Raw genomic sequence first — 15856 nt, 5'->3', positions numbered from 1 at the left:
TTGTTTATTGAACAACATCTTTTATGTCTATGACTTCTATTTCAAAAAATAAAGGAGAATTTGGCGGAATCTTACCCATATCTCTATTTCCATATGCATAATAAGAAGGAGTTACTATTCTTATTTTACTGCCTTTTTGTAATCCCGTAGAAGTAAGACCTCCAAATTCAGAAGAACCTATACTTTTAGGAATAAATGCAATTTGCCAAGCTGAAATTAGTCCACTCAATTTACTGGTAAAACCTGCATCAGTTTGATTAGAGTCAAAAGTTGAATTATCTGATATTAATTTACCAGTATATTTAACAGTTACAGCAGGCATTCTTAATGCTTTCACCATTTGCCCGTAATAATTTAAGGTATCTACCACTTTGTATACATAACTTCCATCAGTACCGGGATTCACCACTTCATACCACATTCCTGTTTCATCACCCGCATATACCATATTCGGGAAATTTGTATTTGCATATGATTTGATAAGTGGTTTCTCCGTTTCGAATTGGGCAATAGGGTCAAATATCTCTTCCTTAGCACAAGATAAGAAGGAGAACGAGATGATAATAAGGTATAAAATTGGTCTTAAAAAATTCATGAATCTAAATTAATAAAAAAGAGACAAAAAATTAATTTTATCTCTTTTTTATTGACATTTTATTGTATTTCCAAAACTTCAAATTCGTACACTAAAGGTGAATTAGCAGGGATATCACCTACTTTATTCGCACCAAATGCCCAAAGAGAAGGTGTTATCATTCTTATTTTACTACCTTTTTTAAGTCCATCTTTTGTTAAACCACCCATATTAAGAATTTTAACATCTATGTTGTTAAATTTTACAGCATAAGGGAAGAATGCAAAATACCAAGCATTGTTAAATGTATTGTTACTAGAGCCAGCGAAAGAGTATTGACCACCCTGAGTGTCAGACTGTACTACAGTACCATTTAATAATTTAGCTGTGAATTTAGCCTTGAAAGTAGGAGGAACTAAATTCTGGTAATTTGTTCCATTCGATTTATATTCATAAGAATTGTCTGTAGGCTGTGATAATATTTCATACCAAATACCTCTTTTAGCCGTTTTTTTGTCTATGTAGGAATATTTAATAGTAACCGTGTCTTCTATTGGATTTGTAAAATTAGCTTCTACATAATCTTCAATTTTTAGCTTCTCATCGGTTAGAAGTGAATCAATTGCTTTTTCTTGTCTCCTGTTGTAATCATCATAATCAAAATCGTCAGATTTATTACATGAGGTAAAAGTCGTAGTCAAGAATGCTACTGCAGCAAGTAAGCCAAATAATTTTTTCATAAGAATATTAAAATAGTTTATAGGTATGTAACGATCAAAATCGCATTTTGCTACAAAGAAATCAAAATATTTCTCTTAATACGAATTCTTTGTTAAAGACTTACTTATTGCCAGTATTAATTCATTGATTTGTTTATTGTTCAATATTCCATTATGTCGGAACACAGGTTTAAAATTTTCATCTAAAAGTATCCAGAATGGATAGGATAAACTTTGATTACCAGTAAAGATCGTTACGAGTTCATGTATTCCAGTGTTTATTCCCTTGGGTCTAAAGTGATATGTTTTTCCCATAAAGTCTATTGGATCTTTTCGTTCTGCATCAAATTCGATAAAGTAAAATTCGTCTTTATGGTTGTGGAAATATTCGTTTTTTTGAAGCTGGTTTTTCTGAAGGGCGCAGTACTGGCACCAATCCGTGGACAAAAGGATAAGCAAAGGTTTTGGCTTTTGCGCCATCAAACTATCTACCTGCTCAATTTTATGCGGATTAATTTGTGCAGAACTATTTAGCCCTGCACAAATTCCAATCATTATTAACAGAAACTGAATTACATATCTTGCTTCCATACTAACGGTTTTACATTAGATTATATCGTAAACCTAAAAATCCACGAGCTCCTTGGTTTGGACCGTAAACATAACTAGGATCAAATGGTAATAAGTTAGGATCGTCAATTCTTTCAAAAGGGTCGTGAGCTCTGGAGATAATTTCAATGCCGCCTTTGGTAGGAGTCCAGTTTAAGAAGTTTTTAACCCCTCCAAATATTTCCAAACCGTTGTGGAATTTTTTGGTTAATTGAATATTCTGAATACTCCATGCTTTTGATTTGTCTGGACGGGTATCATTTTCACCTAGGACAGGTAAACGCATTGGCCCAATTAGATTTCCTGTGTAATCAATGTTAACGCCCAAAGGTTTTACAGTATACCCAATCGTCCAAGTTCCCATTACCTTTTCGGTCAACATCTGCCATTCTTTTACATCGTTTTCTACACTGTACACGTCCATGACAGTAGCTCCAATCATCGCTTTCAGTCCACTGGTATGCGCCCAATCCAAATTGAGGGATAAGCCTTTCGAAACAGCGTGTCCGTCCAGATTAGAATATATAATTTTGTTTACATCTGATTCGTAGTCAGGAATAATCTTATTATCGAAATAAGTGTAGAAAGCGCTCGCGTCAATTGCAAAAACAGAACCTCCATCCATATAAAATTTCTTAATGTAGTTTACGTTACCATTCCAAGAGGTTTCTGGTTTTAAATCTTCTTCAAAAGTCACATCACGTGATCCTGTTAAGGCGGCGTGATCTTCTGTGAATACATTAGCTACACGGTACCCATTACCAATTCCTACACGTAAAACTTGGGTTTTGTCCAATGAATTCCATTTATAATTTACACGAGGAGAAACGATACTCCCATGGACAGAATTGTAATCATAACGGGCTCCAAGTAATAATTTGTGCTGCGGATGTAATGTAATTTCATCTTGCACAAAAAATCCTGGAAGGTGAGTTTTTGAAGAATTGATGGTAGCTGGAGTATTGTCATTATAATACGTATAACGATAAGCTAAACCTGTCAACAAATCATGGTTTCCTAGTTCTTTTCGCCAGGTTAACTGTCCGAATGCAATTTTTTGATCCGCCAAATATTTTGTTTCGCCATATACGCTATTTTGATTGTGACCGTTTACGCTAAAAGTGAAAGTCAAATTTTCTGTGGTAGGTAAATCGTAAGCACCCATCAACTCCCAACGTTTGGTATAAATACTTTCGCCATAAACATCGTTTCCACCACGGTATTTCCTCGCCCAATTCATCTCACCACCCCAACGGTCTTCGTACACGTAGCGTCCAGCTAAGGTGAAGAGCTTATTGTCTTTACGGTCAAAATTCCATTTATTGAAAACAGAAAGTCTATTCTGTAGAGTTACATCGGTAAAGTTATCCCCATTATTATCAATAGGATTAGCATAATTGAAGTAATTAGCTCCGACCAGAGACTGCGCAGAACCTACCTCAAATTTGCCACCTAAGTCTAAGTTGTATTCTTGCCAAGAAGTCCCAAATGCTTCTACATTTAGTCGTGGTGCGTTATTTGGACTTTTGGTAATGATATTGATTAATCCTCCTACAGCTTCACTTCCATAAAGCGTAGAGGCAGGTCCTTTTACGATTTCAACACGTTCGATTAAAGCCTGTGGAATACCATTTAAACCGTACACTGTTGATAATCCTGAGACGATTGGTAGACCATCAATCATCACCATGGTGTATGGACCTTCTAAACCATTTATATGGATATCACCTGTGTTACATACGCTACAGTTAATTTGCGGACGTACACCGTTTATGTTTTGAAGCGACTCAAAAATAGTAGGTGCAGGGTTTGCTTGGAAAAATTTGGCAGTAAAAACTTCTACTGGAATCGGGCTATCCAATTTTGATACTTGTTTCAACGTTCCAGAGACCACGACTTCTTCGAGGTTGCGGTTGTCCGTGTCCAATACAATTTCAAATCCATTTTGATATTCAGTTGCAGCAAGATCTTTTTTGGCTGTCAAAAAGCCTACAGCGCGAACAGTGATTTTTGTTTTTCCGTCAGGGATTTGAATAGAAAATTGTCCTTCAGAATTTGTTGAAATCGCCAATTTCGTGCCATCAACGAATACAGTAGCATTATCTATGGGATTCCCATGAGAATCTTTTATCGTTCCTTTAAGTAAATTTTGTGCATGAAGTACGAAAGCAAAGCTAACAAATACAGCAGTCAGCATACAGCTTTTTATAAGTTGTAACATATATAAGTTTCTTGTTAATGATTAGTTGGTATGAAATGACTACAAATAAATTGGAAAGGACTATATATAAATACATATAGCCAGCTCCATTACATGTTGCTGTCAAATCAATTTTATTGTGTTTTTTAGAAGAAATCATTATTTCACAAGGCTAAAGCGTTGCAAAATGTTTGGGGTATCATTAAACAAGTGAGGGAGGTCCTCGTAGGTAAGAATGAAATATTGTTACAGCCTTTGTAGCACGGTTGTAAACTATATCAAAGGGAATAGAAAATTCATTGAAGACGGGAACTTCGAAAATAGTGAATTCACTTTCAATAAACGTTCCTTGATAGAGTACATCCAAAAAGCGAATCTCCGCATCGTTTTTGTGATGATGTTTTTGGTTCTTGGTAAAATCGTACGGGTGAATGTGGGTAATTATTTCACCTTTGGATGTTACCTCTTTGTGCATAAATACTATTCCACTAATCACAATTAACGTCATCCAACACGTCAATAGTGAGGCGATGAGTCTGCGATATGTAGAAATAGTATTTATCACAAAATAGTATTACATATTATTTTGTCAATCTATTGTTGTCGTCTGGAAACACTAATCTTGGTTTGTGGGCTTTCGCTTCTTCTCTGTCCATCAAAGCATAAGAAATGATAATCACAATATCACCTACTTGTACCAATCTTGCTGCAGCTCCATTAAGGCATATAGTTCCTGTGCCACGTTTTCCAGGAATGACGTAAGTTTCTAACCTTGCACCGTTATTATTATTTACGATTTGTACCTTCTCGTTCGCAATTATATCTGCTTCATCCATCAAATCTTCATCGATGGTAATACTTCCAACGTAATTCAACTCGGCTTGTGTGACACGTGCGCGGTGAATTTTGGACTTCATTACTTCAATCATCATGCTGCAAAGTTACGCTTTATATTTAAAATCTAAATGTCATTAATCGTTCAAAAGCATATTATCTATTAACCTAACGCCTTCAATCCAAGCGACTATATGAGCAATATATTGTTTGTCTGCTTCAACAGTTTCTACTCTTTCAAGCGTGCGTGTTTCACTAATAGCAAAATATTCCAGTTCTACTTCACCTTCTTCTGTAATCATTTGTTCCGCTATGTGCTGCAATTCTGGGATAGCAACGTTTTCGTTAAAGCCTTTTTTAACGGCTTGTAGGGTGTGGGAAAGGATTAAAGCTTTTTCTTTGCCCGCTTCGGAAAGCCTTGCATTTCTAGAACTCAAAGCCAATCCATTTTTACTTCGTATAATAGGACAGATAATTAATTGAATATCTAGATTTTTGATTTCAATCATGCGCTGAATAACCATCACCTGTTGGAAATCTTTTTGTCCAAAACAAGCTACATCAGGGTTCACCAAATTGAATAATTTATACACGATTTGGGTTACCCCTTGGAAGTGACCTGGACGTTGTGCGCCTTCCCAGATTTGATCTAATCGACCCAAATCAATTTGCCATTGTTCTTCGGCATCAGGATACATTTCTTCTACAGAGGGAATAAAAAGAATGTCACAACCCTGAGCTTCTAACAGTTTAATGTCATTTTCTATAGGGCGAGGATACTTTTCTAAATCCTTTGGATCGTTGAATTGTGTAGGGTTGACAAAGATACTACACACGACTATATCTGCGTGTTTTTTAGCTTCTGAAATAAGGGACATATGTCCTTCGTGTAATGCACCCATAGTAGGTACTAAAGCTATTTTTTGGTGCTGCGCACGTGGAGTTTCAAGGTAGGTGCGAAGCGAATTTTGGGTGTTGAAAATTTCCATATCGATATGGGTAAAATAGGGGTCAAAATTGCATAATAAATTTGTAATTAGAAAGCTATAAATCGCAAAGAATTGTAAAATTTGTTTATTATTCGTATCTTTGTACACCGATTTTACTGTTCAAATAATAAAAAAACAATTGGAGATGGCTAAAACGAAAATATTGTTTATTACCCACGAGATGTCGCCTTTCCTTGAAATAAGTAAAATTTCTGAAATAACACGCCAGTTACCTCAAGCGATGCAAGAAAAAGGATTCGAAATTAGAATTCTTATGCCACGTTTTGGTAACATTAATGAGCGCAGAAATCGTCTACACGAGGTGATAAGGTTGTCGGGAATGAATATAGTGGTGGATAATAACGATAATCCATTGATCATTAAAGTAGCATCATTGCCAGCAGCTCGTATGCAGGTGTATTTCTTAGATAATGAGGAATACTTCCAACGCAAAAAGGTGTTCAGAGATGAAAATGGAAAATTCTTTGAAGATAACAACGAACGTTCGTTGTTCTTCTGTAAAGGAGCGCTAGAGACTGTTAAAAAATTAGGATGGTCTCCGGATGTAGTGCACTGTCACGGCTGGTTCACAGCTATGATTCCTTTGTACTTGAAAAAAGTATATCAAGATGATCCTACTTTCAAAGATGTTAAAGTGTTCTATTCATTATTCAATGAAGATAATGATTTCGGAGCAGATACATTGACATCAAAATATGGTGAAATGGCAGCTCAAGAAGATGTAGGTGCTGAGGATGCGGCTGTATATGGTTCAGGCAGTTATGCTGACGTATACAAAGGTGCCTTGACTTACACGGATATCGTTGTGAAAGCAGATGATAACTTGAATGCGGACGTGTTGAAATTTGTTGAAGAGCAAAATATTCGCGTGTTCACGCCAGAGTCTATAGATGATTATGAAGGATATTCAACATTGTACGAAGAGTTCGCTTCTGAAGAAGTAGAAGCTTAATATTTCTACGTATAAGACAAAAAAGGCTTTCCAATCGGAAAGCCTTTTTTGTCTTATAGCATAATGACTTTTTCTATAGTAGATACTTTTTTGTAGTAATCAATTACTTCATCCGCTGATTGCACAAAGGTTTCGACTGTTAAGGAATTATATTTTCCTGTTTTCGAGTCTTTAGAAGAAATTTTCGTACTAGGATGCTCAAATATTTTTTCTACTTGCTCTCTTTTATCCACATCAGCAGGAATAATAAATTTGAATGTATATATTGATGGAAATTGCTCAATATCCATCAATTTTTGTCTAAAGTTATTATAAAAATCAGCACCATTGTTGTCGTTGATGTCATTGATGCTGATGTTGTTGAAGTCACTCATTATTAAATCCTTTCTATAACTTGTTTCTGGATATAGTCAATTTACGTGCCGTTGCTATTCTGTCAGTAATTAAGGACGAAATGTCTTGTTTGCTCCAAACTTTTTATTGGGTGTGGCAGACATCTCAAAGATAAGTTCTCCACCCTTTAAAATATCGTTATGTGTAATGTAGCTGTTCTCATACTTCTTCCCATTTAAGGATACCTTATTAATATAGATATTCTTTGTACCGTGATTTTTCACTTGGATGTGGAAAGTTTTGCCACTTGGTAAATTAATGCTGGCTTCTTCCATCAAAGGAGAGCCAAAAACATATTTTCCATTCATTGGATTTGCTGGATATATTCCCATAGAAGAAAATACATACCACGCACTCATCTGTCCTACATCATCGTTGCCACAAAGACCAGCAGGCTCATTTGTGTAATATTTGGTCATTGCCTTGTGTACCAATGCAGCACCTTTCCATTGTTCCCCTGCATAAGCATACAAATAAGGTACGTGATGATTTGGTTCATTGCCTTGTGCATATTGTCCTATCATTCCTGAAATATCAGGAGACGCATCGTCCAATTGTTCGGGCAAAGCAGTGAATTCATCCAATTTATTCAAAAAGGCTTTTTCTCCTCCAAAGAGGTTTATTAAACCGTGTACGTCTTGTGGTACGAGCCAAGTATATTGCCAAGCATTACCTTCACAATAATCATTTTCACGATGTTTCGCCATCAGTGGGTCAAATGGTCTTCTGAATTTTCCGTCAGCATGACGACCCACAAAATGTCCGACTTCTTTATCAAAATATTGCTCATAAAGTTTAAAGCGTTTGTGAAAATATTCAGCATCTTCTACTTTGCCCAAATGCTTAGCTGCTTGATATGCTCCAAAATCAGCGATAGCATATTCCAATGCCCAAGCTACAGATTCATTTTGCATATGTTCGATAGGAATATATTTAAGGTCTCGAACATATTCCAAACCGTGTCCACTGCCCATTGCTGTGGTTTTAATGGCTTCATAAGCTAGCTCAATTTCGGAAGGATCTATTATTCCTTTCAGAATAGCGTCTGCAATGATAGGAATTGCGGGAAGACCTACCATAGTATTGGTTTCGTTTGCCCAAAGATGCCATACTGGAAGTTTGCCTTGTTGTTGGTAAATTTTTAGCATCGAACTAACGAAATCTTTATTCTTTTGGCCTTCAAGGATGGTCATCAGTGGATGTAAAGCACGATACGTGTCCCACAAAGAGAATACGGTGTAGTTTTGATGATTTTTGTCGTTATATACTTGTTTATCTGTGCCCATATAATCGCCATTTACATCGCTGAAGATTGTAGGGGCGAAGTAGGAATGATACAATGCGGTGTAGAATATCGTTTTGGTGTTTTCGTCTGCTTTGAAATCAATTTTGCTTAAGACATTATTCCATTTTGCCACAGCCCATTTTCTCGCTTGTTCAAAATTCCAATACGGAATCTCTGCTTTAATATTTTCTAAAGCATTAACTGTACTTACTGGAGAAATACCCACTTTCAGTTCTACAGCTTTGGTTGGATCGATAGATATAATAGCTTTTGTAGCTGTGCTTTTTGCAATATGGTAATCAGCAGCAGGGATGCTATCGTTATAGAGTTCTACTCTTTTGAATTTTGTATTTGATTGGATAGCAAAATAAACTTTTTGGTCATTCGCCCAGCCTGTGGAGAAACGATATCCTACGATTGTAGAATCATTTACCACCTTTATATAGGTGTCCGTAGGACTATCCCAATTCATTTTAAAGCCCAAATCAATTAGAATATGGGGATTGTCTTTTTTGTTAAAAGTGTATTTGTGATAGCCTACGCGCTCAGATGCGGTCATTTCGGCAAGGATGTCATAATCTTCTAGCAGCACTTTATAATATCCTGGAGACACGGTTTCGTTGGCTTTACTTATTTTTGAACCGTAACCCTCATTCATTTTATTGAATGGTGCTTGTCTTATATGCGTTTTGCCATTAGCTGGAAGAATTAATATATCATTTAAATCCCCGATACCAGTACCGCTAAGGTGCGTATGCGTAAAACCTAAAATTTCCTCGCTCTTATAGTTGTAGCCGCTACACCAATCCCAACCATTGAATTTATCCCATGTTTGTGAGATTTGACTAGGTCCCAATTGTACGGCACCATTTGGCACATTTGCGCCCACAAAAACATGTCCATGATCAGCAGAACCAATATAAGGATTGACAAATTGGGTGTAATCTGTCTTCTGTGCAAATGAAATCGAAGTGAAAGAAATGGATACTAATACAGCTAAAGCCGTGCTAAATATCTTTCTCATGATGGGTTTTAATTTAGAGTTTACAAAATACGCTGCAAGATAAAACCTTTTAGCAAATATATCATGATTTTATTTCAGAAAATTTGTAAGAATTCATTAGATTAGAAGAATCTAAATTTTCAATTATTAAAAATATGAAGAAAAGGCTTTCTATTAGTGATATAGCTAACAATCTTGGGGTTTCGGTGACAACCGTTTCTTTTATTTTAAATGGCAAGGCCAAGGAGAAGCGCATTAGTGACGCATTAGCCAAGAGAGTGTTGGATTATGTCAAGAAAGTCGATTACAAACCCAATCAACTTGCTAAAAGTCTTCGTACAGGGAAATCCAAAAGTATTGGACTTTTGGTAGAGGATATTTCGAACCCATTCTTCGCGAATATTGCAGACCGTATTGAGAAGCTGGCTTATGACCATGGTTATCATATAATATACTGTAGTATGAAAAATGATGAGCAGCGTGCCAAAGAATTGATTCAGCTGTTTTACGATCGCCAAATTGATGGTTTCATTATTGCGCCTACAGAAGGATTAAGCGATGTTATTAATAATCTTTTGAAGAGCTCGGTTCCTGTCGTGTTGTTTGATAGACCGCTCGCTGATGTAGATACGCATACAGTTATTTCTGAAAATGTGGAAGGCGCTTATCAGGGCACAATGTTTTTATTAGAGCAAAAAAATGCAAAGCGTATAGGCTTCGTGACTACTAATAGTATCCAATCACAAATGAAAGGTCGTCTGGAAGGCTATATGAAAGCGGTAGATAATGTGGGTATGGATTTATTGGTGAAGAAAATCAATCCTGCGCAAACTGAAGAAGAAGTGGTTTCACAGTTGAAAGATTTTATTTCGGATAATAAATTGGATGCAGTGCTGTTTGCGACCAACTATTTGGCTATTAATGGATTGAAGGCTATAAAACAATATCAGCTAGAGGTAGATAAGTTAATTTCATTTGATGAAAATACTACATTTGGTCTTGTGAATCCTCCTGTTTCGGCTATTTCTCAGAATATCCAAGAAATAGCACAAGAGGTTGTTCGTATTTTGGTGAATCAAATTCATGGCAAACTTGATAAGATCGAAAAAGTCGTGATTCCATGTAATCTGATTGCGCGCTAAACTATTTTTCTGCAGGAACGAATTTCATCGAGATAGAATTGACACAATGACGTGTGTTTTTAGCAGTGAATCCTTCGCCTTCAAAAACATGACCTAGGTGTGCGCCGCAGGTATTGCATAAGATCTCTACACGTCTACCGTCCGCATCTCTTTCTCTTTTTACTGCTCCAGGGATTTCATCATCGAAACTTGGCCATCCGCAGTGGGATTCAAATTTGTCTTCTGATTTATACAATGGAGCATTACATCTTCTACATATATATGTTCCTTTTTCTTTGTTATCCAATAATTCTCCTGTGAAGGGCATTTCTGTTCCTTTGTGAACGATGATGTATTCTTCTTCGGGGGTCAATTTGTTAAAATTACTCGTATCCATAGTTTCTGTTTTTGTTGATTTCACAATATGTTTCTTTTGCTGTTGACAAGATAATGCAATTAACATTACCAGACCTATTATTATAATTGAAAAAAAACGATGCATAACTGTGAAAATATGTGTATTTTACTGTATAATAAATGACAAATGAAATAAAAAAATGTTTCTCTTGATATTTCTTTATTCATGTACTAACCAAAGATGTTATAAGTAGCTGTATAATGGCTTTTAAAGTTAATTATACAAAGAAAAGCAACTTATTTAGAATGATTTTAAATTGACAATTTGAGTCATTAAATTGTCAGGGATTGCTTATAAAGTCCTACTTTTGTGCATTGTTTGATGGGTGAGGACCCTTCATGCAGTGGATAAAGTAATTTTTATATTCATAAATAAATAGTATAAAGTGCTAAATATGAGAAATATCTCATCCGTATTGGGAAGATTTGCGAAGTCAATATCAGTTAGTTTGGTATTGTTATTTGCTGTTACGATGTCGTCAAATGCGCAGGATGCTAAGGAAGGGGCAGCGTTATTTAAGGCGAACTGTACTGCTTGTCACAAAGTGGACAGAAAAATGACAGGTCCTGCATTAGCGGGTATGTCTGAGAGACACTCTGAAGAATGGTTGGTGAAGTGGATTAAGAATTCAGCAGCGTTGATCGCTTCTGGTGATCCTGTAGCTAATCAAATTTATGAAGAGTATAATAAAGTAGCGATGCCTGCTTTTACACAATTTTCTGATGATCAAATCAAAGGAATTATTGCTTACGTAAAAGAGGAAGAAGCTAAAGCAAACGATCCTAATAAAGGTGGTGCTGCTGCGGCTGGTGCTGCTGCTAGTTCAGATGCAAACAATTTAATGATCTTGGGTATTGCTGCTGTATTGGTGTTGGCAATAGGAGTGATCATTATTTTGAGTCGTGTTATCAAAACTTTAGAAAAAGTTATTGCTAACAATGCTGCTGCTATCGAAGCTGCTAAAGCACGCAACGAAGCTTACGAAGAGTCTGGTAAAGTAAAATTTGCACAGAAATTCTTGAAAAACAAAAAGCTAGTTGGTTTCACTGCTTTGATGGTTGTAGGTTTATTGGCTGTATTAGGCTGGCAAACGATGTGGAATGTAGGTGTGCATACGGGTTACAAGCCAGTTCAACCTATTAAATTCTCTCACCAAATCCACGCTGGTGTTAACCAAATCGAATGTCAATACTGTCACGGTGGTGCATTCAAATCTAAGAATGCTTCTATTCCTTCTGCTAACGTATGTATGAACTGTCACAATACGATTACTGCTGCGGATCACTATGATGGTGAGACTTCTCCAGAGATTCAAAAAATCTATCGTGCAGTGGACTGGGATCCAGAAACTCGTACGTATGGTAATAACCCTCGTCCTATTGAGTGGGTTAGAATTCACAACTTACCTGATTTCGCATATTTCAATCACTCACAACACGTTAGTGTGGCTGGTGTTGAATGTCAAACTTGTCACGGTCCTATCGAGACTATGGAAGAAGTATATCAATATTCTCCATTGACAATGAAATGGTGTGTGGAGTGTCACAAAAACACAGAAGTTAATGCTGATAACAAATATTACGATCAGTTGATCGCTGCGCACGAGAAGTTGAAAAAAGGAGAGAAGATGACTGCTGCAATGATCGGTGGATTAGAGTGTGGTAAGTGTCACTATTAATAATTAATTAGGAAAACGCAATCTTATATACAGCTTAAATGGATAGCAATAAAAAATATTGGAAAGGTTTAGAAGAGTTAAATCAAACTCCTGCTTTCGTAGAGAATAGCAAGAGTGAGTTTGCTGAGCCTATTCCTGTAGAAGATGTATTAAACGAAGCAGGCTTAAGTACAAGAACACCTCGTCGTGATTTCTTGAAGGCTTTAGGTTTTGGTTTGGGAGCTGTTACATTGGCAGCGTGTAACCGTACGCCGGTTCACAAAGCTGTTCCTTATGTAATTAAGCCAGAAGAGGTTACTCCTGGTATTCCTAACTACTACGCTTCATCATTCAATGGACAAAGTATTTTAGTAAAAACTCGCGAAGGTCGTCCAATCTTCATCGAGCCTAACCCTAACGGTATCGGATTGAACCAAGGTTCGGACGCTACAACTGTAGCTTCTGTATTGGATCTATACGATATGTCTAAATTACAGAATCCTCAATTAGACGGTAAAGATGTAGAATGGTCTAAATTAGATAGCACGGTAATCGCTGCTTTAAACAAAGCTGCTCAAGCTGGTAAGCAGATCGCTATCGTTTCGACGACGGTTAATTCTCCATCAACTTTAGCTTCTATCGCGAAGTTAACAGCTAAATATCCGACTGCTACTTTAGTACAAGTAGATGCTGTTTCTTACAGTGGTATTATTGAAGCAAACAAAAATTCATTTGGCAAGGCTGTTATTCCTTCTTACAATTTCGGAAACGCTCAATTAGTTGTTTCAGTAGCTGCGGATTTCTTAGGTTCTTGGTTGTCGGGTGAAGAGCATTCACAAGATTATATCAAAAACCGTGACTACAAATCATTGAAAAATGGTAAAATGTCACGTCATATCCAATTTGAGTCTGGTCTTTCCATGACTGGTTCAAATGCCGATGTACGTATCGCTATCAAACCTTCTGAAGAAGGAGCTGTGTTGATTTCATTGTACAATGAAATTACAGGTCAATCTTTAGCTGGTGGTACTACAAACGCAAAAGCACAAACAGCAATTAAATTAGTAGCTAAAGAATTAGTAGCTGCTAAGGGTGCTGCTGTAGTAGTAGCTGGTGCTAATGATATCAACATTCAATCATTAGTAAATGCTATCAACACACAATTAGGTGCTTACGGTGTTATCATCGACTTAGATAATTATTCAAAACAATATCAAGGTTCTGATGCTGCTTTCCAACAATTCTTAACTGCTGCTAAAGCTGGTCAAGTAGGTGTAGCATTATTCTTGAATAGCAACCCTGTTTACAATTACTTCAACGCTGAGGATGTAAAAGCGGCTATTTCTAAAGTTGACTTTACATTATCATTCGCTGATCGCGCTGATGAGACAGCTTCATTATTGAAAGCCATCGCACCAGTTCCTAACTACTTAGAGTCTTGGGGTGATGCTTCAGCTAAAGAAGGGTTGTTTACAATTGTTCAACCTACTATCAACCCAATTTACAACACGCGTCAAGCTGAGCAAAGTTTCTTAGTATGGGCTGGCGAGACTACGAACATCTATGATTTCGTAAAACAAAATTGGGAAGCTAATATCTTAGCTGGTACTGGTAAATCTTGGAAAGAAGTATTACAAGCTGGTTTTATATATAAAGGTACTACTGCTGGCTCAGCTTATTCAGCTAATGTTGATGTAGCTTCTGTAGCTTCAGCTATCGTTGCTGATGCGAAAAAAGTAGCTGGCGACGTAGAATTGAAATTATACGAATCTCCAGTATTGCGCGACGGTCGCTATGCGAACAACGCATACTTACAAGAGTTGCCTGATCCAGTAACTAAAGTAACTTGGGACAACTTTGCAGCTATCAACCCTAAATTTGCTGAGCAATTAGGTCTTGGTGAAAATAGTAAAGTAACTGTAGAAGCAAATGGTAAATCAATCGAATTGCCAATTGTATTACAACCAGGTCAAGCACTAGGAACTGTTTCTGTCGCTGTAGGTTACGGTCGTACTGCAGTAGGTAAAGCGGGTAACAATGTAGGTCAAAACGCTTATCCATTAGCTTCATTAATAAACGGTACAATTCAATTCGCTGCTAAAGCGTCAGTATCTAAAGCTTCTGGATCTTACGAATTAGCACAAACACAAACACATCACACTATCGAAGGTCGTAACATCATTCGTGAAACTACTTTCGCTAAATATCAAAAAGATCCGCACTCAGAGTCAGGTCGTTTCGCAGATTCTCACAAATCATATGACTTGTGGAACAAATTCGAAAGCCCTGGTCACAAATGGGTAATGGCTATTGATTTAAATGCTTGTACAGGTTGTGGTTCATGTATTGTTGCTTGTAATGTTGAAAACAATATCCCAGTAGTAGGTCGTGACGAGGTTCGTCGTCGTCGTGAAATGCACTGGTTACGTATTGACCGTTATTACACTATCGCGGATAACGAATCAAATGCGTATACTAAAGAAAAAGAAATCGCTAAAGCTGATGCTTTAGATTTCGAAAATGTTTCAGTTGTTTACCAACCAATGTTGTGTCAACACTGTGACCACGCTCCTTGTGAGACTGTATGTCCTGTATTAGCGACAGTACACTCTTCAGAAGGTCTTAACCACATGGCTTACAACAGATGTTTCGGTACACGTTACTGTGCAAACAACTGTCCATACAAAGTACGTCGTTTCAACTGGTTCAACTACTGGAATGATTCGCGCTTTGATAACTACTTAAATAACGAGTTTACACAATTAGTATTGAATCCAGATGTTACTACACGTTCGCGTGGGGTAATGGAGAAATGTTCAATGTGTATCCAACGTATTCAAGCTGGTAAATTGAAAGCAAAAATGGAAAACCGTAAGTTGGTAGATGGAGATGTGAAAATGGCTTGTCAAGCGGCATGTTCGGCAAACGCTATTATCTTCGGTGATGCAAATGATCCTAATTCAGAAGTATCTAAAGCATTACGTAACGAGCGTGTTTACTATGTGTTAGAAGAGATCAATGTTCAACCGAATATCGGTTACATGACTAAAGTTAGAAACACATTTGAAGCATAATTTTATT

14 protein-coding genes are annotated in these 15856 nt (G+C 36.9%); 4 read left to right on the top strand and 10 right to left on the bottom strand.

Translation table 11 applies throughout. The features are described 5' to 3' along the window. Positions 1-4: 4 nt before the first annotated feature. The 7 genes from G5B32_RS09185 to panC form a co-directional block, all read right to left on the bottom strand. Positions 5-595 carry an FKBP-type peptidyl-prolyl cis-trans isomerase gene (locus tag G5B32_RS09185; RefSeq protein WP_165291246.1) on the bottom strand — a complete coding sequence of 197 codons (591 nt, stop codon included), beginning with the start codon at positions 593-595 and terminating at the stop codon, positions 5-7. A 59-nt stretch (positions 596-654) separates the two neighbouring features. Beyond that, positions 655-1314: a hypothetical protein gene (locus G5B32_RS09180; protein ID WP_165291245.1), complete on the bottom strand. Its 660-nt coding sequence runs from the start codon at positions 1312-1314 to the stop codon at positions 655-657. Positions 1315-1389: 75 nt separating this feature from the next. Beyond that, positions 1390-1884 (bottom strand): thioredoxin fold domain-containing protein, encoded by a 495-nt coding sequence (locus G5B32_RS09175; RefSeq protein WP_165291244.1) that lies wholly within the window; start codon positions 1882-1884, stop codon positions 1390-1392. 10 nt (positions 1885-1894) lie between these two features. Next, positions 1895-4123: a TonB-dependent receptor gene (locus G5B32_RS09170; RefSeq protein ID WP_240899037.1), complete on the bottom strand. Its 2229-nt coding sequence runs from the start codon at positions 4121-4123 to the stop codon at positions 1895-1897. Positions 4124-4304: 181 nt separating this feature from the next. Next, on the bottom strand, positions 4305-4577 hold the full coding sequence (locus G5B32_RS17325; RefSeq protein WP_240899036.1) for a hypothetical protein: 273 nt from the start codon (positions 4575-4577) through the stop codon (positions 4305-4307). A gap of 106 nt (positions 4578-4683) precedes the next feature. Further along, positions 4684-5034, bottom strand: a complete 351-nt coding sequence (gene panD, locus G5B32_RS09160) for an aspartate 1-decarboxylase (protein ID WP_165291243.1) — start codon at positions 5032-5034, stop codon at positions 4684-4686. 39 nt (positions 5035-5073) lie between these two features. Continuing rightward, positions 5074-5925, bottom strand: a complete 852-nt coding sequence (gene panC, locus G5B32_RS09155; protein WP_165291242.1) for a pantoate--beta-alanine ligase — start codon at positions 5923-5925, stop codon at positions 5074-5076. A 145-nt stretch (positions 5926-6070) separates the two neighbouring features. On the opposite strand from panC, the gene G5B32_RS09150 reads away from it, so the two are divergent. Continuing rightward, complete coding sequence (locus G5B32_RS09150) at positions 6071-6898, top strand: glycogen/starch synthase (protein ID WP_165291241.1); 828 nt, start codon at positions 6071-6073, stop codon at positions 6896-6898. 53 nt (positions 6899-6951) lie between these two features. Here G5B32_RS09150 and G5B32_RS09145 read toward each other — a convergent pair whose 3' ends face one another. Both G5B32_RS09145 and G5B32_RS09140 read right to left on the bottom strand, forming a co-directional pair. Beyond that, positions 6952-7272 carry a DUF493 domain-containing protein gene (locus G5B32_RS09145; protein ID WP_165291240.1) on the bottom strand — a complete coding sequence of 107 codons (321 nt, stop codon included), beginning with the start codon at positions 7270-7272 and terminating at the stop codon, positions 6952-6954. A 69-nt stretch (positions 7273-7341) separates the two neighbouring features. Continuing rightward, positions 7342-9600, bottom strand: a complete 2259-nt coding sequence (locus G5B32_RS09140) for a GH92 family glycosyl hydrolase (RefSeq protein ID WP_206366858.1) — start codon at positions 9598-9600, stop codon at positions 7342-7344. A 134-nt stretch (positions 9601-9734) separates the two neighbouring features. On the opposite strand from G5B32_RS09140, the gene G5B32_RS09135 reads away from it, so the two are divergent. Further along, positions 9735-10721, top strand: coding sequence for a LacI family DNA-binding transcriptional regulator (locus G5B32_RS09135; RefSeq protein ID WP_165291239.1), 987 nt, complete (start codon positions 9735-9737; stop codon positions 10719-10721). A gap of 1 nt (position 10722) precedes the next feature. Here the strand turns inward: G5B32_RS09135 and G5B32_RS09130 are convergent, their stop codons facing one another. Then, entirely contained in the window at positions 10723-11097 is a 375-nt protein-coding gene (locus G5B32_RS09130; RefSeq protein WP_223815260.1) for a methionine-R-sulfoxide reductase, read from the bottom strand. A 415-nt stretch (positions 11098-11512) separates the two neighbouring features. Here G5B32_RS09130 and G5B32_RS09125 point away from each other — a divergent pair, with 415 nt between their 5' ends. Then, positions 11513-12796, top strand: a complete 1284-nt coding sequence (locus G5B32_RS09125; RefSeq protein WP_165291237.1) for a cytochrome c3 family protein — start codon at positions 11513-11515, stop codon at positions 12794-12796. A gap of 38 nt (positions 12797-12834) precedes the next feature. Then, complete coding sequence (locus G5B32_RS09120) at positions 12835-15849, top strand: TAT-variant-translocated molybdopterin oxidoreductase (protein ID WP_165291236.1); 3015 nt, start codon at positions 12835-12837, stop codon at positions 15847-15849. The last annotated feature ends 7 nt before the right edge of the window (positions 15850-15856 follow it).

The sequence above is a fragment of the Sphingobacterium sp. SGL-16 genome, from assembly GCF_011043515.1.
In the GTDB taxonomy this organism is placed as follows: domain Bacteria; phylum Bacteroidota; class Bacteroidia; order Sphingobacteriales; family Sphingobacteriaceae; genus Sphingobacterium; species Sphingobacterium litopenaei.
This window is presented reverse-complemented; position numbering and strand designations above follow the sequence as displayed.

Excerpts from the sequence above, each read along its gene's own strand:
- G5B32_RS09185 (WP_165291246.1), bottom strand. The coding sequence starts at position 595 with ATGAATTTTTTAAGACCAATTTTATACCTTATTATCATCTCGTTCTCC.
- G5B32_RS09180 (WP_165291245.1), bottom strand. The coding sequence starts at position 1,314 with ATGAAAAAATTATTTGGCTTACTTGCTGCAGTAGCATTCTTGACTACG.
- G5B32_RS09175 (WP_165291244.1), bottom strand. The coding sequence starts at position 1,884 with ATGGAAGCAAGATATGTAATTCAGTTTCTGTTAATAATGATTGGAATT.
- G5B32_RS09170 (WP_240899037.1), bottom strand. The coding sequence starts at position 4,123 with ATGTTACAACTTATAAAAAGCTGTATGCTGACTGCTGTATTTGTTAGC.
- G5B32_RS17325 (WP_240899036.1), bottom strand. The coding sequence starts at position 4,577 with ATGCACAAAGAGGTAACATCCAAAGGTGAAATAATTACCCACATTCAC.
- panD (WP_165291243.1), bottom strand. The coding sequence starts at position 5,034 with ATGATGATTGAAGTAATGAAGTCCAAAATTCACCGCGCACGTGTCACA.
- panC (WP_165291242.1), bottom strand. The coding sequence starts at position 5,925 with ATGGAAATTTTCAACACCCAAAATTCGCTTCGCACCTACCTTGAAACT.
- G5B32_RS09150 (WP_165291241.1), top strand. The coding sequence starts at position 6,071 with ATGGCTAAAACGAAAATATTGTTTATTACCCACGAGATGTCGCCTTTC.
- G5B32_RS09145 (WP_165291240.1), bottom strand. The coding sequence starts at position 7,272 with ATGAGTGACTTCAACAACATCAGCATCAATGACATCAACGACAACAAT.
- G5B32_RS09140 (WP_206366858.1), bottom strand. The coding sequence starts at position 9,600 with ATGAGAAAGATATTTAGCACGGCTTTAGCTGTATTAGTATCCATTTCT.
- G5B32_RS09135 (WP_165291239.1), top strand. The coding sequence starts at position 9,735 with ATGAAGAAAAGGCTTTCTATTAGTGATATAGCTAACAATCTTGGGGTT.
- G5B32_RS09130 (WP_223815260.1), bottom strand. The coding sequence starts at position 11,097 with ATGGATACGAGTAATTTTAACAAATTGACCCCCGAAGAAGAATACATC.
- G5B32_RS09125 (WP_165291237.1), top strand. The coding sequence starts at position 11,513 with ATGAGAAATATCTCATCCGTATTGGGAAGATTTGCGAAGTCAATATCA.
- G5B32_RS09120 (WP_165291236.1), top strand. The coding sequence starts at position 12,835 with ATGGATAGCAATAAAAAATATTGGAAAGGTTTAGAAGAGTTAAATCAA.